The 25,260-nt window shown below is 43.5% G+C and carries 23 protein-coding genes; 15 read left to right on the top strand and 8 right to left on the bottom strand.

Translation table 11 applies throughout. The features are described from left to right. Nucleotides 1-215: 215 nt before the first annotated feature. The 3 genes from D3H35_RS24630 to D3H35_RS24620 all read right to left on the bottom strand — a co-directional run bounded on the left by D3H35_RS24630 (nt 216) and on the right by D3H35_RS24620 (nt 2,712). The gene (locus D3H35_RS24630) at nt 216-893 is read right to left on the bottom strand and encodes an ABC transporter ATP-binding protein (protein WP_119151789.1); all 678 of its coding nucleotides are present in this window, start codon (nt 891-893) and stop codon (nt 216-218) included. Next, nucleotides 893-2,014, bottom strand: coding sequence for an ABC transporter permease (locus D3H35_RS24625; protein ID WP_119151788.1), 1,122 nt, complete (start codon nt 2,012-2,014; stop codon nt 893-895). The genes D3H35_RS24630 and D3H35_RS24625 overlap by 1 nt, the downstream gene beginning before the upstream one ends. Before the next feature lie 131 nt (nt 2,015-2,145). Continuing rightward, the gene (locus tag D3H35_RS24620) at nt 2,146-2,712 is read right to left on the bottom strand and encodes a TetR/AcrR family transcriptional regulator (RefSeq protein ID WP_119151787.1); all 567 of its coding nucleotides are present in this window, start codon (nt 2,710-2,712) and stop codon (nt 2,146-2,148) included. Between the two features lie 344 nt (nt 2,713-3,056). Here D3H35_RS24620 and dndB point away from each other — a divergent pair, with 344 nt between their 5' ends. The 5 genes from dndB to D3H35_RS24595 are packed head-to-tail and all read left to right on the top strand — an operon-like array spanning nt 3,057 to nt 9,193. Further along, the gene (dndB, locus tag D3H35_RS24615) at nt 3,057-4,157 is read left to right on the top strand and encodes a DNA sulfur modification protein DndB (RefSeq protein ID WP_119151786.1); all 1,101 of its coding nucleotides are present in this window, start codon (nt 3,057-3,059) and stop codon (nt 4,155-4,157) included. Beyond that, on the top strand, nt 4,154-5,638 hold the full coding sequence (dndC, locus tag D3H35_RS24610; RefSeq protein WP_119151785.1) for a DNA phosphorothioation system sulfurtransferase DndC: 1,485 nt from the start codon (nt 4,154-4,156) through the stop codon (nt 5,636-5,638). Before dndB ends, dndC begins: the two co-directional genes overlap by 4 nt. Before the next feature lie 56 nt (nt 5,639-5,694). Further along, nucleotides 5,695-7,650 (top strand): DNA sulfur modification protein DndD, encoded by a 1,956-nt coding sequence (gene dndD / locus D3H35_RS24605; RefSeq protein ID WP_119151784.1) that lies wholly within the window; start codon nt 5,695-5,697, stop codon nt 7,648-7,650. Further along, on the top strand, nt 7,647-8,063 hold the full coding sequence (dndE, locus tag D3H35_RS35010) for a DNA sulfur modification protein DndE (protein WP_119151783.1): 417 nt from the start codon (nt 7,647-7,649) through the stop codon (nt 8,061-8,063). The genes dndD and dndE overlap by 4 nt, the downstream gene beginning before the upstream one ends. Continuing rightward, nucleotides 8,060-9,193, top strand: a complete 1,134-nt coding sequence (locus D3H35_RS24595) for a cysteine desulfurase family protein (RefSeq protein WP_119151782.1) — start codon at nt 8,060-8,062, stop codon at nt 9,191-9,193. Before dndE ends, D3H35_RS24595 begins: the two co-directional genes overlap by 4 nt. Nucleotides 9,194-9,225: 32 nt before the next feature. Here the strand turns inward: D3H35_RS24595 and D3H35_RS24590 are convergent, their stop codons facing one another. Genes D3H35_RS24590 through D3H35_RS24575 form a run of 4 tightly spaced genes read right to left on the bottom strand, consistent with a single transcriptional unit; the run spans nt 9,226 to nt 14,029 of the window. Then, entirely contained in the window at nt 9,226-10,227 is a 1,002-nt protein-coding gene (locus tag D3H35_RS24590; RefSeq protein WP_119151781.1) for a protein NO VEIN domain-containing protein, read from the bottom strand. After that, the gene (locus D3H35_RS24585; RefSeq protein ID WP_119151780.1) at nt 10,220-12,097 is read right to left on the bottom strand and encodes a DEAD/DEAH box helicase; all 1,878 of its coding nucleotides are present in this window, start codon (nt 12,095-12,097) and stop codon (nt 10,220-10,222) included. The genes D3H35_RS24590 and D3H35_RS24585 overlap by 8 nt, the downstream gene beginning before the upstream one ends. 33 nt (nt 12,098-12,130) lie before the next feature. Continuing rightward, nucleotides 12,131-13,363 (bottom strand): ParB/RepB/Spo0J family partition protein, encoded by a 1,233-nt coding sequence (locus tag D3H35_RS24580; protein WP_119151779.1) that lies wholly within the window; start codon nt 13,361-13,363, stop codon nt 12,131-12,133. A gap of 24 nt (nt 13,364-13,387) precedes the next feature. After that, nucleotides 13,388-14,029: a hypothetical protein gene (locus D3H35_RS24575; protein WP_119151778.1), complete on the bottom strand. Its 642-nt coding sequence runs from the start codon at nt 14,027-14,029 to the stop codon at nt 13,388-13,390. Nucleotides 14,030-14,368: 339 nt separating this feature from the next. Here D3H35_RS24575 and D3H35_RS24570 point away from each other — a divergent pair, with 339 nt between their 5' ends. Genes D3H35_RS24570 through D3H35_RS24555 form a run of 4 tightly spaced genes read left to right on the top strand, consistent with a single transcriptional unit; the run spans nt 14,369 to nt 16,746 of the window. Beyond that, entirely contained in the window at nt 14,369-14,743 is a 375-nt protein-coding gene (locus D3H35_RS24570) for a hypothetical protein (RefSeq protein ID WP_119151777.1), read from the top strand. Nucleotides 14,744-14,773: 30 nt separating this feature from the next. Further along, nucleotides 14,774-15,808 (top strand): hypothetical protein, encoded by a 1,035-nt coding sequence (locus D3H35_RS24565; protein ID WP_119151776.1) that lies wholly within the window; start codon nt 14,774-14,776, stop codon nt 15,806-15,808. Nucleotides 15,809-15,812: 4 nt separating this feature from the next. Beyond that, the gene (locus D3H35_RS24560) at nt 15,813-16,088 is read left to right on the top strand and encodes a hypothetical protein (protein WP_119151775.1); all 276 of its coding nucleotides are present in this window, start codon (nt 15,813-15,815) and stop codon (nt 16,086-16,088) included. A 1-nt stretch (nt 16,089) separates the two neighbouring features. Continuing rightward, a complete protein-coding gene (locus tag D3H35_RS24555; RefSeq protein WP_119151774.1) occupies nt 16,090-16,746 on the top strand; it encodes a hypothetical protein in 657 nt (218 codons plus the stop codon). 36 nt (nt 16,747-16,782) lie between these two features. On the opposite strand, the gene D3H35_RS24550 is transcribed toward D3H35_RS24555, so the two are convergent. Then, a complete protein-coding gene (locus D3H35_RS24550; RefSeq protein WP_119151773.1) occupies nt 16,783-17,163 on the bottom strand; it encodes a helix-turn-helix domain-containing protein in 381 nt (126 codons plus the stop codon). A gap of 234 nt (nt 17,164-17,397) precedes the next feature. Here D3H35_RS24550 and D3H35_RS24545 point away from each other — a divergent pair, with 234 nt between their 5' ends. The 6 genes from D3H35_RS24545 to D3H35_RS24520 all read left to right on the top strand — a co-directional run bounded on the left by D3H35_RS24545 (nt 17,398) and on the right by D3H35_RS24520 (nt 24,979). Further along, complete coding sequence (locus D3H35_RS24545) at nt 17,398-17,961, top strand: EcsC family protein (RefSeq protein WP_233568125.1); 564 nt, start codon at nt 17,398-17,400, stop codon at nt 17,959-17,961. Nucleotides 17,962-18,054: 93 nt separating this feature from the next. Beyond that, entirely contained in the window at nt 18,055-19,350 is a 1,296-nt protein-coding gene (locus D3H35_RS24540) for a copper amine oxidase N-terminal domain-containing protein (RefSeq protein ID WP_119151772.1), read from the top strand. A gap of 196 nt (nt 19,351-19,546) precedes the next feature. Beyond that, entirely contained in the window at nt 19,547-20,305 is a 759-nt protein-coding gene (locus D3H35_RS24535; protein ID WP_119151771.1) for a hypothetical protein, read from the top strand. Between the two features lie 521 nt (nt 20,306-20,826). Then, nucleotides 20,827-21,345, top strand: a complete 519-nt coding sequence (locus tag D3H35_RS24530; RefSeq protein WP_119151770.1) for a hypothetical protein — start codon at nt 20,827-20,829, stop codon at nt 21,343-21,345. 141 nt (nt 21,346-21,486) lie between these two features. Beyond that, entirely contained in the window at nt 21,487-21,966 is a 480-nt protein-coding gene (locus D3H35_RS24525; protein ID WP_119151769.1) for a hypothetical protein, read from the top strand. A gap of 73 nt (nt 21,967-22,039) precedes the next feature. Then, complete coding sequence (locus tag D3H35_RS24520; protein ID WP_119151768.1) at nt 22,040-24,979, top strand: bifunctional DNA primase/polymerase; 2,940 nt, start codon at nt 22,040-22,042, stop codon at nt 24,977-24,979. Nucleotides 24,980-25,260 lie beyond the last annotated feature (281 nt).

Genomic DNA, 25,260 nt, shown 5'->3' with positions numbered 1-25,260 from the left:
AATAGCCGCCTTCGTTGCCCGAGTTAAACAGCAAAACTTGTACCTAAGTGTACCGAACGGCGACATTACTTGCCCCTAAAAAAACTATGAGCACCAAATATTCGCCCTACTTATGATACGGTTCTCCGTAACATCTATAGAGCGAAATCGAAAGGCACCCAAGCGGGTGCCTCCTTGTGTTTGCATTTTCCTGCCGACAAGCGCTCATCGCTTAGCTACACTGCCGTTAATTTACCGTCTTCCATTCTATACACCTTATCGCAGTACTCCAGCATCCGCTCATCATGAGTGACCATGATCGCCGCTTTTTTCCGCGATTTCACTTCTTTCGCAATCAAGCCCACAACTTCATGCGCACGTTTCGTATCCAGGCTAGCCGTCGGCTCGTCCGCCAAAATGACCTTCGGATCGTTGATCAACGCCCGAGCAATCGCCGTCCTTTGTTTCTCGCCTCCAGATAACGCCTCGGGGAAGCTCTTCAGCTTCGCGCCGAGCCCCAATTCCTCCAATAGCCTTATAGCAACCTCTTTATCCGCCGATTTCACTTTTCCCGACATCCGCTTCACGATCAATAGCTGATCCAGCACGTTCAAATAAGGAACGAGGTTCGACGATTGCATAATAAACCCGATTTCGTTCAGCCGGATCGTGGATAGCTCCCGGTCGGAGAGCTCGGAGAGCTCTTGCCCGCTTATGTTAACTTCCCCCTGGGAAGCTTTCAACAGCGCGCCTGCGACCGATAGGAACGTGCTTTTCCCAGAACCGGAAGGTCCGACTACGGCGACCAACTCTCCCGGGCTTATCGTGATGGATACTTGATCCAGTGCGGCAATTTTATTGCTTCCTTCCGAATAATATTTCGTCACGTTGCTCATGTGCAATCCTGTCGTCATTATTCAACCCTCCCCAGCGCCTTGAGCGGATCCACCTTCGTTATTTTCCGAACCGATACGAGCGAACTTAACAGCGCTATAATAACCAGAACGATGGCATAAATCACGACCAGCCTTGTGCTCAAAATAAACGGCATCGCTTGAGGCAACACAGTCGCTGCCGCATACGTCAGGAGGATGCCAATGAGGATGCTTCCAACGGAAAGCAGCAGCACTTGGGAGATGATCGCCTTTGCCAAAAACCCGTTTCTTGCCCCGATCGCCTTCATAATGCCGAACTGATTCGACTTCTGCAGCGTCAGCACGTAGAAGAACACGCCAAGCACGAAGGCGGAAATCGTCAGCAGAAAGGCGAGCATCATCGTTATCGAGCCGCTCTCTTCTTTATACCCCGGCATTCCTTGTATGGCCGCCGCGCGATTAACCGTATTCGTGTTCGGCAGCTTCCCGTTCAAATCGCTCGGATGAATCCCGTTCCCTTGCAGCATAACCGCGTTAATCGGCTCCGCAACGCCGTTGTCCGATCCCGGCGCGGCAAACGCGATTTTGCGCCATTCATCGATCGGAGTAAACACGGAAGCCACATGGTTATACGTTTCTCCATTCACGTATCCGACAATAGTGAGCGACTCCGTAGACCCATCCAGCTTAAACGTATCGCCGATCGAGAATCCTTCGTCCTTCATCGAAATATTGACCAGCACTCCGGTTGGCTTATCGCCGGAAAGTCCTTCCCCTTCTACGATCTTTGGCTGCAAAAAACTGCCGGGAGCGATTCCGATTATGGCAATGTCAAGTTTATCCTCGTCCTTCTCGCTCTGCCCCTTTAACGCAGTCGCCATCGTGGTCCCGAGCGGTGCGGCGGCTTTTACGTTCGGTTGCTGCGCAGCCACTTTAACCAGTTCCTCCGATAGCAGAGATTTGCTTAACGAAGACTGTGAGCCTTGTTCGAAGACGACGTATTCGACCTTCATATGCTTGATCGTAGAAGCGGAAAGCGACGCCAGTCCGTTTCCTAATCCAGATAAAATGAAAACCAGCCAAGAAACCAGTACGAAAATGATTGCCAGCATGAGAAATCTCGTTTTGTTGTGCATAAGTTCCTTGATCGCTAAAAACATTTCGTCCCTCTCCTTGCTATTTAATTGACACTTGTGTCGAATTCAATGTCTCTTCACGCTGCGCAGCATGTGCATCCCTATTAAATCATTTAAATGACACTTGTGTCAATTAAATATCGGAATAGGAAGCCTTATTCCCGAGCGCCATTCAGCCAAATGTCGAACAGATGCCGGCTCCACTGCGCGGTCGGAATACCGAGCATATTGGGCGTGTTGATGAAGTTAAAGAAGACTCCGATCAGAATGGGAAGCGGAACATCCTTGCGAAGCGCGCCTTGTTGCTGAGCACGGGCGAACAATCGGCTAAGCTGGTCTTTCAGCGTAATATGCGACTGCTCCACGAACGCCAGATCTTCCGCTGCGGACGGGGCATCCGCCGTATTGATTTTGTTGATACTCCCAAGAAGCTGATGAAACGCAGATTCTTGGATATAGATGCGCAGCACCTGCTCCAGCGCCTTCATGCAATCCGATTCGTCTACCAAGGACGCGCTTTCCAGCATGTTCATCATCACGCTTTTCATGCAGGCCGCGACGATTTGCTCTTTATTGCCATAGTACTGATAAATCGTGCTCCGCGCTCCGTGCAAGTGTCGGGACAGCAGCTTCAGATGAAAGCCGTCATAGCCGTGCTCTAGCAGCAGCCGTTTCGTCGTGTCCAACAGTTCCGCTTGCGTGTACGCTTGTTTCCGTCCCATTCCGTTTCACTCCCTTGTCTCCCTATTGTAACAAAAGCCGATGCCGCGGTCAGCAATGGATAGAGCCCACCCGTTCGTTCGGGATGTTGTTGTACAATTCCCGACAATAAGCTTTGGAAAAGGGCATCCGAAGTTTTTCGCCGTCACTTATGGTACGGTTCAGCATATCATCTCTGAGGCGAAATTTCAGGACACCCAGACGGGTGTCCTTTTTAGTTTCCAAGTGGTATGACAAGGCGTTGTATGAACAAATGATCGAACAAAAGGAAGAAGAGTTGCTTTATAATCTATGATATAATACTTCCAAATGCATTTTATAAGACTTCCAAAAGGAGAATGTTCAAATGCAAAATGCATTTTACTACAACTTCCCTGCTATCCGTGGAATACAAGCAGGCAAAGAATATTTTATATCTATGTGTCCAATGCGGATAATACCTAAGATATTTCTCTTTGATGAAGAGGAACTTCAGCCTGAAATTAGAGCACAGCGAGTACTAAACAAATCTCGCATTCCTGAAATATCTTCATATATAGTACAAAATCCAGAGGCATATGTGTTTTCTGCTCTTACAGCATCTGTTGATGGAAATATTGAATTCTCCCCAGCATCAGATCAACCAGTGCATTATAATTTAGGATTCATAAAAATACCGATGGATGCGCAATTTATTATTAATGATGGCCAGCACCGACGCGCTGCCATCGAAGCCGCTTTAAAGGAACGCCCGGAATTGGGTGATGAGACCATTTCCGTGGTGTTTTTTGTTGATTTAGGTCTAAGACGTTCACAACAGATGTTTGCTGATCTCAATCGATACTCGATTCGAACTACAAAATCCTTAAGCCTGCTTTATGATTATCGAGACCCTTATGCTCAAATGGCACGTGAGATAATTTCTGAAGTCCATGTGTTCAATGGCCTAACTGAAACTGAAAAATCAACAATCTCAAACCGTTCTAACAAATTATTTACTTTAAGCGGAATTCATAACGCAACATTAGATCTGCTTCAAGACAAAAATAACCTTGATCTTTCTTCTCAAACAGCTTTGGCCATTGAATATTGGAATGAGATATCCAAAAACATTAATGAGTGGCAATTAGTCAAAAAAGGCGAAGTTTCGGCAGCCGAACTCAGAAAAGACTATATCCATGCTCATGCAGTTGTATTAAGTGCAATCGGAAAAGCAGGAAGAACACTTATACAATGCTATCCACATGACTGGAAAGCAAAACTTGGTCAACTTAAAGTTATTAACTGGCATCGAAATAACGTTCAATGGGAAGGTCGAGCATTAATTGGTGGTAAGATCTCAAATTCTAGAAATAATATTACCCTTATGGCCATCGAGTTAAAACGAAGCCTTGGATTAGTGTTATCAGTCGAAGAAGAGTGTGCAGAAAAAGCCTATATTAGTAGTAAGAAGGTGGGATTAGCATGAGCACAGGAAAACTTACAAGAGAAATAATTGACAATATTACAGCACAAATTCAGCGCTTATATCTTGAAGATACTATTCCTTGGGTTGTTGGGTACAGTGGAGGAAAAGATTCCAGCGCAACATTACAATTAGTTTGGTATGCCATTTCTAAATTACCTGTTGAAAGTAGACACAAAACGATACATGTTATTAGTACTGATACATTAGTTGAATCACCAGTTATGTCAATGTGGGTTATTTTGTCTCACGAGAAAATAAAAGCAGCTGCAGACGAACAACAAATGCCAATCGTTCCCCATCGTCTTACACCTGAAATCAAGGATAGCTTCTGGGTGAATTTAATTGGTAAAGGATACCCTGCACCACGAATAACATTTAGATGGTGTACCTCTCGATTAAAAATCCAACCATCAAATATCTTTATAACAAACGTTGTAGCAACTCATGGAGAAGCTATTGTTGTTCTAGGGACTCGCAAAGCTGAGAGCGCTAATCGTGCAAGTAACATGAGCTTCTATGAGAATAAAAGAATGAGGGACGGACTTAGTCCAAATGCCAGCCTTCCTAACTCCCTAATCTTTACCCCAATTGAAGATTGGTCTGATGATAATGTTTGGACTTTTCTAATGCAGTATCCAAATCCATGGGGGTTTTCAAATAAAGAACTTTTAACAATGTATCGAGGTGCCACTGCTGACAATGACTGCCCTCTTGTCGTTGATTCAAGCACTCCAAGTTGCGGTAACAGTCGATTTGGATGTTGGGTATGTACTTTAGTTAGTGAAGATAAGTCGATGAAGGCAATGATTCAAAACGACTCTGAAAAAAGCTGGATGACTCCAATGCTCGAGTTGCGAAATGAACTTGGCAAAACCGATTCATCAGGAAAAATTAATGATCGGGATAAACGCGACTTCAGAAAAATGCATGGAAATATTCTGCTTCATAACGGTCAAGCAGTCCACGGTCCGTATACAAAAGTTTGGAGAGAATACTGGTTAACGCGTCTTCTTGAGGTCGAAATAGAAGTTCAGCAAAAAGGTCCTGAGGAGTTTAGGAAAATCAAACTAATCTCGGATGACGAGCTGCGTGAAATCAGACGTATTTGGGTTTTAAACAAACATGAATTTGATGATTCACTCCCCCGAATTTATGAAAAAGTTACTGGCAACAGTTACAACTATTTGAATGATATTTATAGAAAGCCGTTAGGACATGACGAATGGAATTTACTTAAGGAGATTTGTGAAGGTGATGAGCTGTTCTTTCAACTCCAAACTTCTCTTCTTGATATTGAGCAGCAAAACTATGGATATTCTGTTCGGAAAGGATTACTTGACCAGCTTCAAAATGAAATTAAAAAAGCTTTTTATACTGACGAAGAAGATGCACTTGAATATAAAAAGCAACGTGAGAATCAAAAAATCGAACTTGAGAAACAACTTGACTTTGATCATCTACTATTAAGCTCTTACGAATAATAAAACGAGGTGACATCTTTGATAATTCAGGAAATAGGTCTGAATAATTTTGGCCAATATCGGGACAGCACCATTTATCTCCTACACCAAATTCAGTGGAAGGGAAGCCGATTACTTTAATTGGCGGAATGAATGGCGGCGGAAAAACAACTATTTTAGATGCGATTCTTCTTCTTCTTTACGGGCAACGTTGCCCATCTTATAAAGAAAGTGGAATCTCATATTCAAATTACCTTGAGGCATGTATGCATCGAAGTAGAGATTTTTCCTCGAATCAAAGTTGGATTGAGCTAAAAATAAAAGCCTTTTTAGATAATAAAGAAAGCTCCCTTCTAATTCGTCGTTCATGGGAAAAAGGTAACGTTCGCATTAAAGAATCATTACAAGTGTGGAAAGAAGATGTTCTAGACAGTTATCTGGCTCTTAATTGGGATACTTATGTGGAAGATCTGCTGCCATATGGGATAGCAAACTTAATATTTTTCGATGGTGAGAAAATTGCAAAGTTAGCCAGTGAAAATGATAATAGTGAAACCACAAGAAAATCAATTCAGTCCTTACTTGGATTGGACATTGTTGATCGATTAATCGTCGATATGAAAAAAGTGATAAACAAGCACGAAAAACTTATTCCTTCAATTGAAGAAGACCTTGATCTTAATAATTTAAAAACAGCAATCCAAGAACGACAACTTCAACTTCAGAGCATAAATCAAGAAATTACTAGCACAAAAACAAGTTTACTAAAACTAAACCACAAACTTGAACAAAAAGAAGATCAGTTTTTAAAAACAGGGGGAGAATTAGCTCAGACCAGATCAACCCTCATAAGCACAAAGGCTAAATTAGAATCCTCTTTAGCGGAAAACAAAGAAAAAATGATAAGTTTAGCAGCTTCTAATCTTCCCGTTTCAATGTTAACACCATTATTAAATAGCTTATTAGATAACATGAAAACAGAAAAGTTACGCAAAGATTCCGCATCCATTCTGCCAATATTAAAGCAACACGATGCTTCAATCGTATCTGCCCTAAAAGAGTTCAATGCGACAGATGAATTACAAAATAATTTAGTGTCTTATTTAGACAATTTGCGAAAGACCTACGAGGCAAATACTACGATCAAATCGCAGTTCCCATCATCTGAAAAGAATATTGAATTAGTGGTAAGATTCTTGGGTGGTGAATCTCAGCAACTTTGTTTTACAGCTAAAACATTAGTGAATAATACCGAATCTTTAGAGTTACAGCTTGAACAAGCAGATAGACACTTATTATTAGAAGTTGATGAATCTAAATCAAATCTAATCCTTAAAGAATTGAAATCATTATCACAAAAAATTGGTGAAGTTAAGGAGTCACTTGTTCGTCTAGAACAGAATTATCAACAAAAAGAGATTGAAATAAATCGGATGACCATGCAATATCGGAAAAATTTAGAAACAATTCTCGAAGTAAGTAATGATGCTGAGGAATCAAAGAGAATAATTGAATACTCTATTCGAACACAGAAGAAAATGGAAGAATATAAGAAAGTTCTTAAACTAAAAAAATTAAGCGATTTATCCCTCCACATTACTGAAGCATTTTTATTTTTAATCCACAAAACTTCATTGGTTTCTAAAGTTATTGTGGATAATGATGCTTTAGAGGTTAAATTATTTGATATGGAGGGGATAGAGTTACCTAAATCCAGGTTATCTGCAGGAGAAAAACAAATGTTGGCAATTTCTATTCTGTGGGGGCTAGCTAAATCCTCTGGTAGACAATTACCTGTTATTATCGATACTCCTATGGGGCGGCTTGACTCCTCACATAGGCTTAATTTTGTAGAGAAGTATTTACCTAACGCAAGTCATCAAGTAATAATCCTATCTACAGATACAGAAATTCAGGGACAATATTTATCTTCAATCAAGAAACATATTAACAATAGCTACATGCTAATGTTTGACCATAATGAACAAACAACAAAAATAACGAAAGGATATTTCGATGGTGAAGCAATATGATAATTAAACAAATCACTCTATCTAATCATGCCAAAGATCAATTGTCCCGGTTAAAAGGCAAAACTGGAATACAAAACTGGAATGTATTATGTCGTTGGGCAGTATGTTTATCACTACGGGAACCTACGGTTCCGATGGAAATGGTTATTCCATCTGATAGTAATGTTGAAATGAGTTGGCATGTTTTCGGCGGAGACCATCATGAAATATTTGAGGCACTAATAATTCAAAGGTGCATTAATGACAATCTCGGGACTGACCCAGCCACGTTGTCTAAATATTTCAGACTACATCTTCATCGAGGTATATCATATCTTTCATCATCGAACTTAATAAAATCTATAGAAGATCTCTTGACTCTTGCAACCGAAAATACCCTCTTCCTCAAAGAGGAGGCGGGTAACTATTTATGACAATCTACTTAGATTTCAATGCAACAACCCCTATTGACGAAAGAGTCTTGCAAGAAATGAACGACGTATATCGTAATAACTTTGGTAACGCTGGTAGTCGAACACATGTGTATGGCCAAATGGCAAATAAATTAGTGGAAAAGTCACGCCGCGAAATTGCCTTACTACTACAAGTAGATTCAAATGAAGTAATTTTCACTAGCGGGGCAACGGAAAGTAACAACCTAACTTTATTAGGTTTAGCAGAATGGGGACTTGAGAACGGCAGAACTCATATAATCTCAAGCCAAATTGAACACAAATCTATACTAGAGCCACTTGAACTTTTGTCTAAAAAAGGATTTGAAATAGAACTAGTGCCTGGTAATAAATCCGGACGTATTGATAGTAATGAAATTATCAGGCGCGTACGATCAGACACTTTGCTTGTCAGCATGATGCACGCAAATAATGAAACCGGAATAATTCAACCCGTGGCCGAGGTAGGGGATTTTTTAAGAGAAACCCCTACTTATTTTCATATTGATGCTGCCCAAACTTTTGGGAAATTAGTCGAAGAGCTTCAATTAATTCATTACGATTTTCTAAGTGTCAGTGCTCATAAAATATTTGGACCTCAAGGAATTGGTGCATTGGTCGCACGAAGAAAAAGATTTCAATTTCCGCCTATTCAACCTCTCATGTTGGGTGGAGGGCAAGAATTTGGACTAAGACCAGGTACAGTTCCTGTTGCATTGGTTGCCGGCTTTGGAAAAGCCTCTATTTTGGCTCATCAAGAATATAATGCTCGCAAGATCTCCACACAACAAATACGCGAAAGCATCATCTCTCAATTGAGTGAAATCCCTCATTTAATTAATGGGGATATGCAATTCGGTTTATCCAGTACGTTAAATGTCAGCTTTCCTGGAATCGATTCAGAGGCTTTGATGTTAACTCTTGAACAAGATTTAGCTCTATCTAATGGATCAGCATGTACCTCCAAAGAATACAAACCAAGTCATGTTCTACTTTCTATGGGATTTGATGAGCACACTGCGCATAGTGCTATTAGGCTCTCCTGGGGATATGCAACTAATGAGGTTAATTTGGAACCATTAATCGCTTTTGTGAAGGATTTTACTAACTAATAAACTAGGCAAGCATTATAAAAGATGCTTGCCTAGTTCAAATCATCAAGATAATCGCTCACCTGGTGAACATCTAATTGAACTTTATAAAGGGACGGATGAAGCTTTATATCATAATCTTCAAAGAATCGAGCTGGATTTTTGATTCTATACACTTTGGATGGATCCATGTTTTTCTTCTTTCCGACTAACAGATATATCCAATATCTTTCGCCATACATTTTTGCAACCGTCAGTTCATTGGGTGTCAAGTAAAAGCTAATATCCGGCGAACGTGAGGTTTTCACTTCAATACAACGCTCATCTTCAAAGGGTTCAACTAGGCTATACACATCATATCCAAGAGATACATTTTGTTCTGAAACTCTCTCAACTTGGCTACCTTTTCCAAGATGATCTTTTTTTATTCTTGCCTTCTCATACTCAACAACCCAAAGCTCACCCTCTAGCCCGATTTCGTGTTGAAGCTCCAGTTGTTCCAACAATATTTTTTCGGTAGTTACGTTATTCACTCGGCTTCCATCAATTAAAAAATTAAAATCACTATCTAAAAAATAGGCACCCTCCTTTAAATAAATAACTTCGAACGACAAAAGCTTTATCTTGAAGAAAGTCAAACTGTCTGAGAATAGGTGCTCTTCAAGAAAAAATTGACCATTTTTCTCATTGACAAACAATGAGAAAATACCTGCGATTTCAGGTCTGATGATCCACTTTTTAATGTAATGCTTTGCGATATGATGTTTGTGAGACTTTTGTAGTTGGAAATTACCTTCCCCACTTATTTCCTCAATCCATTTATGGGCCAGTATACTTAGCGTAAGAATTTCAAATCTACCATCAATTCTTCTTTCGATGATGTCCATTTCAATAAGCTCATCTAGAACTTTTTCTGGAGCCAGTCTTTCGTCTGTTTTGATTTTTCGCCGAAGATAAATGGCTTCGGAATATGACAAAGGTATCTCGCTATCCCTTGACCAATTATTGAACAAATACAACCATTTTGAAACTTCAACCAAATATGATTTACTCATATTTCATACTCTCCCATGCAGCCAACTCGGCTTCTAATGCGGAAAATACTTCGTCCTCATTTGTAATAAATCCTTCAAAAGATATTTCATCATCATTTTCTGTTGGAATAGGTATGTCACTATTACAAACAGCAATCATTTTATTTTCTTTCCGAATCACTCTTTCATAGATAGTTTGATCATATGAGTTTTCAGTTTGGAACACGTAGTAATTTGTATCAACTCCCTTTTTCATACCTATACGATGAATCCTGTCTTTTGCCTGCATCCAGTGAGCTGCGTTGAACGTTAGATCCATAAAGATCATATCATGGCAATGTTTATGAAGTGAGATTGCTTCTGCACACGAGGCCGGTGTAGCAAGTAAAATGGCTGGTCTAGTTGTATTGCGAAATTCTTCTATTACTTGATCCCGATTTTCTAAAACATTTTCGTTATTTGAAATATCTCCAGTAACCACTTTTACTTCCCAACCTTCGGGAATCAACAACTTTTTCAGCATCTGTACATTTTTTTTAAAGTTAGTCCATACAACTACTTTGTTAACACCTTTTGATCTAAGTTCTAATAATTTTATAAATGTTGCCGTAAATTTAGCAGGAATCTCTAGTTTAGAGTAATCCTTAACTAACTCAACAACATGTTTATCTAACGCTGGTACATAGCCTTGTTCAAACTCTTCATTAGAATCATCTATTAGTAAAGATGGATTAGACATGACTTGATTAATTCGAATCGCCCATGCGCGTCTCCATCTTAATAATTGTGCATCATTAACGCTATATTGGGTTATGAAATTTAAAGCTTTATCTACAATGGAATCATAAATCTTTTTTTGTATGTCAGACATAGTTACAGAGATCACATTAGTATGTGGTTCCTCAAGTTCAAGCACCTGTTTTTGAATTCTATAAAAAAATGGTTTGATGCGTGCTCTTACCACTTCAACATCTTCAATCAGCTTTTGAAACTCAAATTTACTTCCTGTCACAGCTTCAGAAGGCCAAAGAAAGGTCAATTGAGAATGTAAGTCCAGCAAACTGTTGGGACATGGAGTTCCAGTCGCAATCATTCGCCTAACCCCGTAAGGAGCAATGCTTAAAAGTGCATTCTTAATTGCTCCTTCTTCGGGGTTTTTGATGTAATGTGCCTCATCAATAACGATTAAATATCGACCTGTTTCACTAATATGGGATATTATTAAATCTTTATCACGATAAGCAAGCTGATAATTAGTCAAAAAAATTGAGAATCTTCTATCTCCGTAAACTGAATGTCTGTTTTGTCCATGAACTCTTTTGATTTGGGATGGCGAGGCTCCTTGTATGCACTCAATGTACTCTTCTTCCCATACCCTGAACGAACTAAGAGGTCCAATTACTAGCATCTTATCAACAATATTGTTATTTTTTAAATATTGAAAATACGCATATGCCATAGTTGTTTTTCCACTACCCGGAACTGAAAAGTTGGCTGGATTTTGTACAGTAACCATGTGGTTAAAGGCCTTTTCTTGATAGGGAAATAACTTTCGTTTAAGGCCCTTTATCTCTATAGGAGGTATTATCTCTACATTTTGTGCTTCGAGTCCTTGTACCCTAAGCAACTCAATTAATTCTAGCTCTTCTTGGTATTGTTGATAGAGCGAGGAAGCATTATGATCCATTTGATAATTGATTCCTCGGACCTCTAATAAACTTAGTAAATTAGCAAGAGCTAAATGATTACTTCCCAAACAAACAAATTTGCCTACATCTTTACTCTCAAATCCCAGTCTTTGTATTTGTTTAATTATATGGACTCGAGTAAGCTCAGTTTCATTATTGCTGATTAAAGTCAGTTCATTTTCATAAAAAGTTATTTCTACCATTTGAACACCTCCTTAGTCTCTTAACAGAAATTCTTAACTCTGTTCATTCATTAACATTTGTCTAATTCTATTAAGCTCCCTTGTTACGTCCCCAATTGCTGTAACAATTGGATTCCGCGCATTTCCCTTCAAATTTTGAATACTTTTCAGGTGGGATATTGCAAGATTTATCATCCTTAAAGGTTCCTTAGCTTGTTTATGAGCTTCTTGAATTAGAATTGCAGTGGACACATCATTTTTAAAATCGTTTTTTACAGCTTTTATTTCTTCATAACTTAGTAATGAGTCACCTTTAACTGTTTGTGTCAGTACAGATTTTGCTGGTTCCAATGTAAAGGTCTTAAGCATTTTACGGAAAATACGATCATCAATTGTGTCATCTTCCTTTACTCCATTTACTAATCGAGATTTTTTGTTTGATTCTTCAATAACTGATTTTAATGTTATTACATTAAGACCAGTTACTTCGAGCTCATGCAACTCCGTAGGTGTTAACTCAGTTCTTTTTTCTTGTTCTTTCGCTAATTCTTCAAATAGTGTAAATGAAGAAATTCTGCTGTAGTTATTTTTTGAGCCTAATTTTTCTAAATAAGAATCTATTAGCGATAAAGTGGCAATCCGCATTTCTACATGCGACTTCCTAGATTGAACTCTTTTGGCCACAGCATCGTAGTCATTATAAATATCGTATAGCTTCTTCAACATTTTCGCTTCATTAATGTTGTCGTATTCAGATTTTGCATCCTTCTCATACTGATATCGCGCCTCTAATTCTAGCCATTCTATATCAGTAAGCTCTTCATCAATAATTACGGCGTCAACAACTTTAAATTCAGCATTCCCCTCTAGTACAAGTTTGTTTAGCGTCATTAATCTGCGGTTACCATCAACCACTACAGCATCAGCCAAACGAACAATTACAGGATCTTTTTGCCCATACTTCTTTATGCTTTGGGAAAGAAAAGTGTTTACTCTTTTAACATCTGGATCATCAGCATTTAAAATATCTTCGATCCAAGTTTGATCTTCAATATCCTCATCAATTAAGGTGATGCCTTCGGATTCAACTTTATAATCAACTTGATGTCGGATTCGAAAGTTATTATCATTGTATCGAAGTAAATCTATCGGAACTTTATATACCGGTTTATTCTTCAATCGATCTTGGATAAAAACGTTGTAACTACCTTTTTGGCTTTCGGTTTTTGTTATTCTGTAGAGTAATCTTGCCTGTTCGTTTTCTAGGAACGGTTCTTGTGTTTTCATTTACAACACCCCTTTTAATAAAATTTATGAAATAATCCAAGGCATCAGTATTCTCTTAATTTTCTCAACAGCTGCATTTTTTTTAAATACATTTACAGCTAGTCCCATGTCCTTGTTTAAGAGCAGACTTTGTAGTGTAGCAATTATCTGCTCATCCGAGACTGAACTGATTAAATCACTTTCGAAAGATTCTCCTTTCTCCATCCCCTTATTCCCACGATCGAGCTCCTCATCAAAATACTCTTCTTCCAATTCTAAATTTTTAAAATATTCTTCGTAATCGAGTGGGTTTAAGCTATTCTCGTGTATATGGCGAAACAGTTCTGCATCCGTGATTTCATTGATTTTTATTGGAACAAACAGCTTTGTTCTTTCCTTCGTAAATCTAACCCAATCTCTTTCATTGTGCAGGTATCGACTGAAATAAGTTAGCTCCTTAGCAGTGATCTGCTCGCGTATTTCATCGTAAACGATTAAAACAAGGCTTATAACTGAATATTCTATTGACGGTAATACAATTTCTTTTATCCCCCTGAATCGAGCATTAAAAGCATCAATAGCCTCGTTTACATCGGATATTAATGTATTAAAATCTGTATTCAAGGCCTCACTGCTAGGGGATTTAAATTTTAACTTAAAAAGGTATCTTGCATTAAATTGTGCCATACGCTCCCCCATTAATTACCACTGAGCTTAGAATATCAAATAGAATATTAAGAGTCAATAAGAATACTCTTAGTCATTCTTGATATTCTTATTTAACATTTTACGAAAACATGATACTGAGCCAGATGAACTTAAGAACGACGAAGGAGACCCGTTCGGTGATGAGGATGAGATGGAGCACTATCTAGTCGGATTCCCCTATTCAATTCGTAAATCCGTATAGACAGCAAGCCAGCCCTTTTCCGTCCAAACAGGATCGGGCTATTTTTTCATTCCGTAAATCCGGAATATTGTGACATATATCATGACTTGGAACCAGAAAAATGGAGGAGGCTTTCTGTGGAAAACGACCAACACAAAAGACTTTTGGAGTTCTTGGAATCGTCTTTTGATCACGAAGGAACCATGTGCTTCTTAGCGGTTTCGGCTTCACAAGTCGGACAGGATGGCAGCAAACAAGAGATCACTTTAAAAGTAAGAGTAGCCCTTGCCTTCAGGGAAGGCGAGTCCGTTACCCCTTACTTTGACGGAACGGATCTGTACGTCACTATCTGTTCGAACAGTATTCAGTTCACAAATGAGGACGAATGGTCCGAAGGACCGCCAATCATGGAAGGTAGCCCTATTGCTTTAGCAGCAGGATGGGTTTCCGAGCTAGCGCCACCGTTTTGGATTTCCTTAGAAGCCCGAGAAGCAGCTAATCGGGACCTTTAAAAGGCTGTATTTTGAGAGGAGATTATTTGTATGACCCTGACAATAAACGAAAAAGAAAAGAAAGCCATCGCAGCAGCCGTGACCGAGCGGATCGATGAGTACCTTGGTCGTTTTCCCTTTGCCCGTTACCCGATCGAGCCGCTTGACGAGTGGCGTCACGTTTTTCGCAATCCGAAAACCGTGCCGACTGAGACGCTCAAACAAGCCCTCGGATGGCAGCTCGGAGGATGGCAGCGCAAGGACCTCCCGTACGCCCACCGAAAGACCATCTCCGAGGCCATCAAGGCTTGGCCCGACTTTCTGCAAGTCGCCGCGCACGACCCGGAGCAAGCGCTCGATTTTTGGCAGGACAAGCTATCCGACTGGCAACACGGCTTCGGTGTGGCTGCTTTCCTCCTCCACCTTCTGTGGCCGGACACTTTCGAGATTGCGGATCGCCACAGGCTCGACACGATGGTTGAGTTGCTCAAGGTGATCGACCACATGGAAAAGGATCGTACGGTCGCACTTTCACTTACCGATCTCCAGGACTACACCGCCTTCCTTCGCTCCCTTGTCCCCAAGCTGCCTTACGGCAAGGAATCGCATATCAAGCTCGACCGCTTTATAAAAATCTACGGAAACCGCCACGCCTACAAGCGTATCTCCCCTGATTTCGTTACACGCGAGCCACTTGTTCGCACTTTCTCCTGGAACACCTCTTCTTCAAGCCGTTACCTCCTCGATCAGATCGCCCATCGCTCGAACGCTGACCTGCTATTCGCCTGCTTCTTACTTGCTCTTGAAGCGGAGAACCGTTCGCATGAAGACTTGACGATCGGCGAAGTCATCGACATGCTGCCGCTCGGTACCGGCGGGCTGTGCAATCCGGCAAGCTACAATTACGCGATGGTCGCTCTTTTTGGCGGACAAAAGCATCGTGATTATTGGAGCTTTCATAGTCCGGAGCTGCGTCACGCTTTTACCGAGCAGGCCAACCAATCCACGCGCAACATGCGATTCTACCATACCCACGCCTCGGAAAAGCTATCCGTCAATCCTAAATACGTAAAAGCAGGTATGTAGCCACATGGATAATGAACGAACCGCTAAGCATACAGCCCTGATCGAACGAGAGGATGACCTGTTAAGTCAGATCGACACCTGTCAGCAGTTAATCGCTGCTTTTTGGCGGTTTCTTCTTTCTTTAGATGAAGAGGTTCATCTGCCCACGGCCCGGCGCTTGATGATCGCCCTTAACAATGTCGAACGCAGCATCGAGGAAGAAATGCTGGACATTAGACTAGCACTTCTGTCGTTTACATTTTCCAGAAAACACGCCCCTCCCGAGGGAACAAAACATTAGGGTGGACGTAGACGTCTACGTCGAGGTCGACATAAAAGTTGATATTGATGTAGACGCAGGTACATCCCCCAAATTTTCGAGGGAGATGGAAAACATGAGGGAGAGGTCATTTAAACTATCCGATCTATCACGCGCAAAAGGATTTAGGGATTTTAAGACAATCAATTCCATCGCCGCTGACGTCCCGGGTGAGACAAATGTAGTGTTTCCGATCGAACAAGAAGATTTTTCAAGCGATACTTTAGCGTCGGATACGAATCTTCCAAGCGACGAAGATCATATCGACGTCCTTGTCGAATCTTCGAAGCCCAGGCAGGCGAAGCCGGTCAACAAGCCAAGTGTAGCCCCAGGACCCAAGCTTCGACCAAAAAAGATCGCCCCGCAACCAGTCCAGCAAGCAACCTGGCAAGAAGCTCTGGAAGTCGAAAGGCCCGCCACAAGCCATCCTGGCAAAATCGGAGGGCCCAAATCAGCATCCAGCCCGCTCAAGCGAAAGTCGCTGCCTTTCGGGGATCGGTATGAGCGGATCACGACATACCTTGAGAAGCCGCTGTACCGGCGCGTTCACAACTTGCACCAGCGCGGCGAGTTCGCCAAGATTGCCAACCTGTTCAACGCCGCCGTCAGGGAATATCTTGATCGGTATTACCCGATATAAAACAAATGTCCCGATTCCTCCGGGAATCGGGCACTCTCATTCTTGCTTTTTCTTTTGCGAATCAATCGTTGCCATGACATCCTTAGCCAGCCTTCGAATTAGCTCGACTTCCTCCAGACTGCGTTCGTCTAGGAATGCAGCGTGCAGCCTTATAGCGGCTTGCTTTCCTTCAAGCCCCTTTCCGATCTCTAATTCTCCGAACCGAAAAACCTCAATCGGCTCTACCCCCAAAGCTGTCAGAACTCGGGCCAGCGAGTCGAGGGTTACGTTTCGGTCAGCTCTTTCCATGCCTGCAAGGTAGCTCTCCTGCATGTCTGCGCGAAAAGCCAACTCACTCTGCGACCAGCCCTGGATCTTCCTCAACTGCCGGACTCTTTTTCCTACTAAAACCTTCAAATCTATATCTTGACCATCCATTCGATCACCCTTCTTCCTACCTCTAATGGTAGAGAAGGCGAATGTTCGCTAGAAGGCTATTATAAGTTCAGTTTTTGTTGTTTATGAACTTATTAGTCTTGTATAATCATGGTAGGTCAGAGGAACCATTTGGAAGTTAAAAGTAGGATTTGGGAACTTGGCTGCGAATCACTTTTTGACGAACGGTGCAAGAATGCCGAACGAAATAGTGAACTCTCGGGGAGGAAAAGGTTAATGGCGATTACGCAAGGGGCAATTAGCAAAGCACTGGATTGGGCGTACGAGAAAGCAATCACCGGTGGGGTGCCTGGAACAAACGATGCTTATGAGATGGCGGAAGAGTACGGAAAAAAGGGAGACAATGTCGGAGCGCAGATTGACGCGCTCATAAGATGGCAGAGCGGAAAAAGTGCCATTTCCGGGTTCATTACCGGGCTAGGTGGTATTGTGACCATGCCGGTCACGATTCCGGCAAACCTTGCGTCAGTTCTCTACATCCAGCTTCGGATGATCGCCGCGATCGCGATTCTGTCTGGGCACGACGTAACGGATGATAAGGTACGCGCCATGGCTTATGCCTGTCTATGCGGAAACGCAGCCACCAGCATTCTTAAAGATGTCGGAATAGAAGTCGGCAAAAAGTTCGCGGAGCAGGGACTGAAGCAATTGTCTTACGAAGTTATCAAGAAGATCAACCAAAAGTCGGTTTCAGGCTGCTTACCAAGTACGGCACCAAAGGCGTCGTCAATCTGTCTAAAGCCATCCCGGTCGTTGGGGCATCACCGGAGCCGTTATTGACGGAGCTTCAACCAGCGGAGTAGGCAAGATCGCCAAAAAACTGTTTATGGAATAGAAACGATAATCCACACATGCAAAAGGAGACGATTCTCAATGAGGAAATTACTCGCACCTTTAATGGCAGTTATACTGTTACTTACATTCGCTGTACCGACTCTCGCAGCCCAACCAATCAAGCTGACAGTCAATGGAAAAGCCGTGACCGGAGTCAATGTAAAAACGCAAAAGGGAACGTTATACATTCCGTTCAAGGACACGTCCAAATTGTTTGGAGTCACGTCTACGTTCCATAAGGAAAGCAACAGTGTTATTGTCGGCAAAGGTATCGAGCAGGCCAAGAAAATGAAACGAACTTCAGCCGCCCGCCTGATTGTTAACGGTAAGGTCATCACTGGTGTTACGAATCCGACCATTAGCAGCAGCACGCATATTCCGCTTCTGAAAGTGGCGCAAGCTCTCGGAGTCAAGGCAAGCTGGAACGACAAGACGAAAACAGTCACCATTACGACTGCCAGTCTGACGACAAAAAGTATTCCAGAGATCGAAAACCTACAGAATGCACTGAAATCCTTCTCGGCAGATCTGAACTTGAACTCGGAAAGCGTTTCGGCCCTCACTAAATACCAGAAGGAGTTTTTTGCCAAGGACCGGTCTCCGCTTTCGCTTAAGAAAGTAGCCAAAACCGTCTCGGCAAAAGACATCGCGAAGAAAGTTTCTAGCTATTACAGTGCAATCGTTCGCCTTTCGCCCGTTGAACTCGATAGCGTTCAAGAATTTAAGTTGAGCAATGGACAGGTCGTAACCGGAGCGATCGGTCACACTGGCGGAACGTATAGCCAGATCACTGAGTCGTGGAAAGACAGCACGTACTTCGTCATTTTTTATTTAGGATCTAATGATCTGAAAAAGGGCGATAAAGCGACTGTAAACGGCATCCCGGTCGGCAAAACGCAGATTGAACTAACAAACGCTCTTGGAGCAACGTGGCAGGAGCCGTTGTATGCTGTTGCTGCCGGGAATTTCCTTAGCGTCTCCGAAGAGTACGACATCGAAAAGGAGCAATCGCAAGGTGGCTCAATCGACTGGTCGGCTTTGGACAAAAAAACCCAAGAGCGCATTAATAAACTGTTACTCGTCACATTAAGCGACGAGGGATTGCTAATCAACGATCGTACCTACACCTACGGTTTAGAGATTACCAAAGTACAGATTAATGATTACGAATATGTGCCGACAAGCAAGACTGAATTACCGGACGGCAGTCTGACTATTCCTATAAGCTCTTTTAAAGACAGTAAAGGAAATCCTCTGACCGCACAGTCCGGTTCGTTCTTTGTCATGATTACAACCAATAAAGGCGAGTTTTTCAAATATGTTGATTTTGAATAATTGCAAGCAAGTTTCACATTCATCCGCTTGACCCGAATTTTTCTGAAGATTTATTTCAAAAAGTTGAACCATCACCCTTACCGGGTGATGGTTTTTATGTAAATGATTATATAGCACCTCTACCTCGTTCTTTGCTGTTGAACTTCATAAGCGTATAATATCTCCTAACGAACCAATCTTTTACCAGGAGGAGCTCATGAAGCAACAACAGAAACACAAAACAATCACTGACATTGCGCGACACGTTAAGAATAATGAAAGTTCAACTTTCAGGGGAAGAGCTAATGAAGCTGTTTTCAAAATTGGCAAGTCATTCGATATTGATTATGAAAACCGAGCGGTACTAAATTCTAAGAAGACAATTGAATATGCGTTCTCCGAAAAGGAGATGCATCTGCTAGCCGCTTTGCTAGCGGTATCTAAGCATCGCCCTTTATGGCACAAAAACAGGAAATGGGAGAACGTTAGAATCAGCGAGATATTTGATTATCACACCAAACTAATCGAAGAAATCAACAAGATGCCTTCAGAGTTCCAACAAGAAATCACAGCGGACGAACGCTTTGAGCAAGCTGAACAAATTCAACAACACGTTCAGCGTATACACATTCTTGTAGAAAAACTTGAGTTTCTTTTTTACCTTTCACCAGCCAAAGTTGGGGTTGAGATTTTGCGCATCGTCGAAGAAAGAGTTGACGAGTTCGTGGAAGGGGCATTTGAAGCGCTCGGGGAATACGAAAAATCTGATGCCCTCGAAATTCTTGAAAAAGAGGGTGCAGAAGTTTCGGAAGAAGCTGTTAGGGAGCAAATCAAGCGCAACACCGATGAAAAATTGGAGAAGATTAGAACCGGGATCGACCCTGAGGTCCATCTTTTGGACAACCTAATCGGCGATCATTTAAAAAAAGCAAATGATGAATACACTAACCAATTCTTCAATTCAGAGGTCCAATAATGGATCTCTGAATTTTTTTTGCGTTTTAAGCTGCAATAATCCGTTTTTAAAACAGCAGTTATATTCTGTGCTTTTCTCATTTGGTATTTTAATAAAGCAGTCGCTTACAAGCTTCCTGATTGCCTTACTTGCAGGCGGCTTTCGTAACTTGAAAATTGAATATCTTAGATTCCTAAAATGAAGGGAGGTTACCTAGTTGGAGAAATTTCGCTCAGCTAATTCCCGAGTTGTTGCCGGCAACCAAATTCGTGTACTGTTTCAATCGGGGGTTCACTTGCGACATGCGATCGAGAAAAATCGGCTCGCCATCTCGCGTCCAAGTTGCTGATTGTACCCGGCATCAGGATTCTGTCTGGTGGGAATGGTCGTTCGATTAAATCCGACTATTCGCATAAAACAACAGTGATATTGATTTCTGAGCCAAAGTGGCTTCACTCCATGGTTGTCGAATATTAACCAGGGATACGAGTTACAACATTTCAACGGAATGGCAAATAACCTTTGCCAAGAAAGGGGCACTTATGCAAACAGAAAATATTTTACACAACCTTGCTCCGCTTCATATCGCGTATAAAAGCAAGGATGCAGCCGATCCGAGTGAGCTTACGCTCGTCAAAACCTCGAAGTTTGGCAAACGCATGCCCTTTTCGCAGAGCATCTTGGAGTACATCGGGTCGCCGACCGAGATTCAAGTGTCAGTCAATGAAAATGGGATTGCCATCAGTCAAGGGCTTCCCGACGGTGGGACCTCCTTTGTTTTGCGAAAAGCTGGCAAAAAGCCGTGCGTGTACTCCAGCCAGTTGGTCGACACGATTGCGGCCCTCTTCAATCTCAATTTCGATGGGAAGACCAGCATATCGTTTTACGAGGTAACTTACCTGAATGATGGTAAAGTCCCTGTGGCTTTTATTCCGATCACTCAGAGCTCGGACACGGCTTCGGAGGAACAGGAACCCGACTTCACCGAAGCAAGCGCGCCTGAAGTTGAGGATAGCGAGGACGAAGAGCTAGGCCGGACGAGAGAATCTCTCGGGGAGTAGCGCTAAAAAGAAAAAGACCAGGCACAAAGCCCGGCAATCATGCGAATGGGATTGTTTCGGTATTAGACGAACACCATCCTCCTTCATCTTACTACAACCAAATCGATCATTAAAAACTAATTTTCATGGAGGTTTTTATACATGGTGCCTTTTAAAAAAATTAATTCCGCAAAAGTAAATGCTGAGCAGCCGCTTGTAAATGCTGGTTCGTCCCTCTCCCTTGTACGTCCGCTTCAGGATTTCCTGAAGGACGACAAGTACGTGTCGGAAATCAATGAAGCGACCGTCGTTGAAATCAACGGCAAGCTATTGCTCAAACTGGTTGTCACCGTCACGGATAAGGATGACTACGAGCAAACCGAAACCTTCCTGCTTAAGCCCGATTACCGTCATCCGTCTTCTTCCTACTTTAAGTTGCTGGAAGTCACGGGTTGTATGCCCGGTCGCGGCGAGTCGCTTGACGTCGATTCTCTTGTCGGTCAAGAGGTAATTCTCTCGCTTAAAACCGTGACCAAAAACGGGAACGTATACACCAACATCGACAACGTCGAAGCTGTACCGGACGAAGAAGCCGTCACCGAAGAGGCTGACGGAAGCGAAACAGTCGAGTCAGAAGAATAATCTGCCGAACGGTTCCGCTTGACTAACCGGCGGAACCGTCCAAATCACCTAAAACTAGGAGGCGATTCTTCTAATGACCCCATACAAAACAATTCACCAGGCTGCTCAACGATACGCTGAGCTGGGACTTCGCGTCATTCCGCTATGCTCATATAATCATCATGGAATGAGCGAGAAACATCGCCATGACTGTACCAAGTCTGGTAAAGCACCGCTAATCGGCAATTGGACAGCCCGAGCGAGCAACGACCCTAAAATCGTTGCTGAATGGTTCGACAAGTACATGGCGGCCAACGTCGGAGTTCTGACGGGTGTGAGAGGCGGCATTGTCGCCATCGACGTTGACGGCGATTACGGTCGTGAGCAGCTTGAGATTATTTCTGGCGGTAAAATACCCGCAACCTGGGAGTTTACCACTCCGGGCGGCGGACATCGTTACCTGTTTCTAGCGCCTGAAGGAGTGCCTTTGAGGAAGTATTCTGACTCCCTTCCCGGTGCAGTTCACCAAGAGCTTAACTTCCTCATTGACGGACAACAAACTGTCATGCCTCCGTCGCGGCACAAGAATGGCGGTACTTACTTGTGGGTTGATGGTCATAGTCCCGACGAAATCGAACTTGCAGCCGCACCAGACTGGATGGTCCAAAAAATGTCGCTCGCTCTGGCTTTGGATGTTCTTTTCGACGACTCAGATACTTCATCAAATAACGGTTCGGGCCAATCCATAAAACAGCAACTAGACAACAAGCCCACTCAAAGCAAAACAAGTGCTGGTCGAACCTCGAATAGCCCAAGCAGCAATAGAAACGAAAAAGATGAGATTTTGAGGAACCAGTGCGCCAAAGTTTCGGAAGCTTGGGAGTTGCAGAATGGTGATGGCTGTGACTGGCACAAGTGGTTCCATACTGCCTCCCTGCTCGTCAAAGCCGGGTCGGTCGAGGATGCGCTTGCCTTTTCCGAAGCCTCCAGCAAGAAGCATAACGAAAACAGCCGTACCGAGATCGAGAACATGACCAAGAAAGACTTCGGTCCGACCCGCTGCACCACGCTTGGCTGCGATGCGGACCAGATCAAGCGGTGCTTCGGAAAACTCAGAAAAAACGAGAAAAACGAGATTACGAACAGCCCCGTTGCCTTCCTCAAGGCCGAGAAATCTTCGAATACGGGCGACATCGCTGAACTGGTTAAGACGTTTACCCGCTATCGCGTACAGCACGGAGCGATCGGCCAAGTCGACGTTAACAAGAGTGGCGATGAAGTGTTTAAGCCTTTCGCCAATTTCGTGGCTGTTCCTGAGGAGGAAGTATGCCTCGACGATGGAGCGACGCAAGAGCGCTGCTTCGTAGTCACCGGTGTGCTGCTTGACGACGATACCATGTTGCCGCCGCTACGGGTAGATCACCAAGACTTTCACGATCCGACAAAGTGGGTCATACGCTGGGGACTCAGGCCGACGATTTTTCCGGGCAACTACAATAAGGATCGAGTGCGCCACACCGTGCAGTTGCTGTCGCACCGCGTCAAAAACACTGTAGTCTACACTCACTTAGGCTTTCGCAACATCGACGGGGAATGGAAATACCTCCATGCCGGAGGATGCTCGGATGACAACAACGTGCAGGTCGAGGTGGATTCACGACTAAGCCGTTACATTCTTCCGTCCGAAGAGCCAGACCCCATTGCAGCCGTCGAACGATGCTTTGATCTGCTCGAAGTCGCGAATGAGCGCGTAACGCATCCTTTAATCGCAACAATGTTCTTGGCACCTCTCTGCGAGATCCTGAGAAAGATTGAAATCGAACCTGCTTTCGTTGTTTGGCTTTACGGGCAGACTGGGGCAATGAAGTCCACGATTTCGGCACTTTTCCTTTGCCTGTTCGGTCGCTTTACGGCGAAGAGTCCGCCAGCCAGCTACAGAGATACAGCTAATTCATTAGAAAGAAGAGCGTTCGCCTGCAAGGACAGCGTGCTTTGGATCGACGACTTCCATCCAACGCAGAATCCGCTCGAAGCTCGTAAGATGGAGCAGACGGCCCAGTCGCACATCCGGGCTTACGGCGACCGGGTCGCAAGGGGCCGGATGAGGGCAGACGCGACTCTGCGGCAGGACTTCGCGCCCAAAGGCCTCGCGCTCGACACCGGCGAACAGCTTCCCTACGGTCATTCCAGTAACGCGCGGCTTCTCGGACTCGAACTGTTGCCCAAGGACGTGAACAAAGAGAAGCTTACAAAAGCTCAGCTGCACGCTCCTCATCTCGCAGAAGCCATGCTAGGGTACACTCGTTGGCTCGGACGCCAGATGACCAACAATGACCTCTCACGACAATTAAAGGAAACTTTTGCGGCAAAGCGCAGCGAAGCCGAATCCTCTAGCTCTCATGGGAGGATCGCCGAAACGATCGCGTGGCTCTTTCTGGGCCTGCAAAGCTTCTTGAACTACGCCGTCTACATCGGTGCCGTGACGGAGGACGAGAGAAAATACCGCCTCGTGAATGGCTGGAGAATCTTGCTCTCGCTGGCGGACAGCCAGAGCGAAAGCGTCCGGGAGTCGATGCCGACCACGCAATTTATGGACACCGTTTCGGAGTTGCTGCAAAACAGGACGATTTACGTCCGAAGCCTGAATAGCCCTTACGAATCGGAGAAAGATTTCCCAGGAAAGCATGTCGGCTGGCACGACAAGGATTACTACTACTTCCTCCCGACAGTCCTTTACAACGAAGTAAGCTCCTTCCTCGCCAATCAGCACGAGCACATCCCGCTCAAGATGGCGGCACTCTGGAAGCAGCTTGAAGTGGAGGGGGCACTCTCCACGGAAACGTACATGGAGAACGGTGTTGAGAAGGTCAAAAGAATCCGGCGAAAAACCGTCAGAGGCGTGAGGGTTCCCGTGCTTTGGATCAAGAAGGAAAGCGTAGCCGTTCCGGACGAGACCGAAGCCCGAAAGCGCGACAAAAGAACCCGCGCCGTGACCCAAAAGTCCGAACCAGGGAACCTCTTTGACGAAACCTGAAGGGGGCCAGCCCCCTTGAAGCCCCTGGTCCAACACCACGAGGGAACGCGTCAGAACAAGGAACACAAAGAAAAAAGAAATCTCACCCCCCCCCCCTGTCTAGGGTTGATAGATCCGTGTGAGTGTGCGGGTCGCGATTGCGTGACGCTTCCGACCAAGATGTTCCGTTTTGGAGGTGGGGACGGGGGTTTGGGGCCCTGACTTTGATACCTTCTTCGACGCATAATCCCGGTGGCCGAGAAGTGACTAAAATCGAATTGTGGTATTTTTTGTAAATATAT

The sequence above is a fragment of the Cohnella faecalis genome (assembly GCF_003570905.1).
In the GTDB taxonomy this organism is placed as follows: Bacteria; Bacillota; Bacilli; order Paenibacillales; family Paenibacillaceae; genus Cohnella; species Cohnella faecalis.
The sequence above is the reverse complement of the archived record's forward strand: the minus strand, read 5'-3'. Positions and strand labels throughout refer to the sequence as shown.

Coding starts and splice junctions, on each gene's coding strand:
- D3H35_RS24630 (WP_119151789.1), bottom strand. CDS start 893: ATGACGACAGGATTGCACATGAGCAACGTGACGAAATATTATTCGGAA.
- D3H35_RS24625 (WP_119151788.1), bottom strand. CDS start 2,014: ATGTTTTTAGCGATCAAGGAACTTATGCACAACAAAACGAGATTTCTC.
- D3H35_RS24620 (WP_119151787.1), bottom strand. CDS start 2,712: ATGGGACGGAAACAAGCGTACACGCAAGCGGAACTGTTGGACACGACG.
- dndB (WP_119151786.1), top strand. CDS start 3,057: ATGCAAAATGCATTTTACTACAACTTCCCTGCTATCCGTGGAATACAA.
- dndC (WP_119151785.1), top strand. CDS start 4,154: ATGAGCACAGGAAAACTTACAAGAGAAATAATTGACAATATTACAGCA.
- dndE (WP_119151783.1), top strand. CDS start 7,647: ATGATAATTAAACAAATCACTCTATCTAATCATGCCAAAGATCAATTG.
- D3H35_RS24595 (WP_119151782.1), top strand. CDS start 8,060: ATGACAATCTACTTAGATTTCAATGCAACAACCCCTATTGACGAAAGA.
- D3H35_RS24590 (WP_119151781.1), bottom strand. CDS start 10,227: ATGAGTAAATCATATTTGGTTGAAGTTTCAAAATGGTTGTATTTGTTC.
- D3H35_RS24585 (WP_119151780.1), bottom strand. CDS start 12,097: ATGGTAGAAATAACTTTTTATGAAAATGAACTGACTTTAATCAGCAAT.
- D3H35_RS24580 (WP_119151779.1), bottom strand. CDS start 13,363: ATGAAAACACAAGAACCGTTCCTAGAAAACGAACAGGCAAGATTACTC.
- D3H35_RS24575 (WP_119151778.1), bottom strand. CDS start 14,029: ATGGCACAATTTAATGCAAGATACCTTTTTAAGTTAAAATTTAAATCC.
- D3H35_RS24565 (WP_119151776.1), top strand. CDS start 14,774: ATGACCCTGACAATAAACGAAAAAGAAAAGAAAGCCATCGCAGCAGCC.
- D3H35_RS24560 (WP_119151775.1), top strand. CDS start 15,813: ATGGATAATGAACGAACCGCTAAGCATACAGCCCTGATCGAACGAGAG.
- D3H35_RS24550 (WP_119151773.1), bottom strand. CDS start 17,163: ATGGATGGTCAAGATATAGATTTGAAGGTTTTAGTAGGAAAAAGAGTC.
- D3H35_RS24545 (WP_233568125.1), top strand. CDS start 17,398: ATGGCGATTACGCAAGGGGCAATTAGCAAAGCACTGGATTGGGCGTAC.
- D3H35_RS24540 (WP_119151772.1), top strand. CDS start 18,055: ATGAGGAAATTACTCGCACCTTTAATGGCAGTTATACTGTTACTTACA.
- D3H35_RS24535 (WP_119151771.1), top strand. CDS start 19,547: ATGAAGCAACAACAGAAACACAAAACAATCACTGACATTGCGCGACAC.
- D3H35_RS24530 (WP_119151770.1), top strand. CDS start 20,827: ATGCAAACAGAAAATATTTTACACAACCTTGCTCCGCTTCATATCGCG.
- D3H35_RS24525 (WP_119151769.1), top strand. CDS start 21,487: ATGGTGCCTTTTAAAAAAATTAATTCCGCAAAAGTAAATGCTGAGCAG.
- D3H35_RS24520 (WP_119151768.1), top strand. CDS start 22,040: ATGACCCCATACAAAACAATTCACCAGGCTGCTCAACGATACGCTGAG.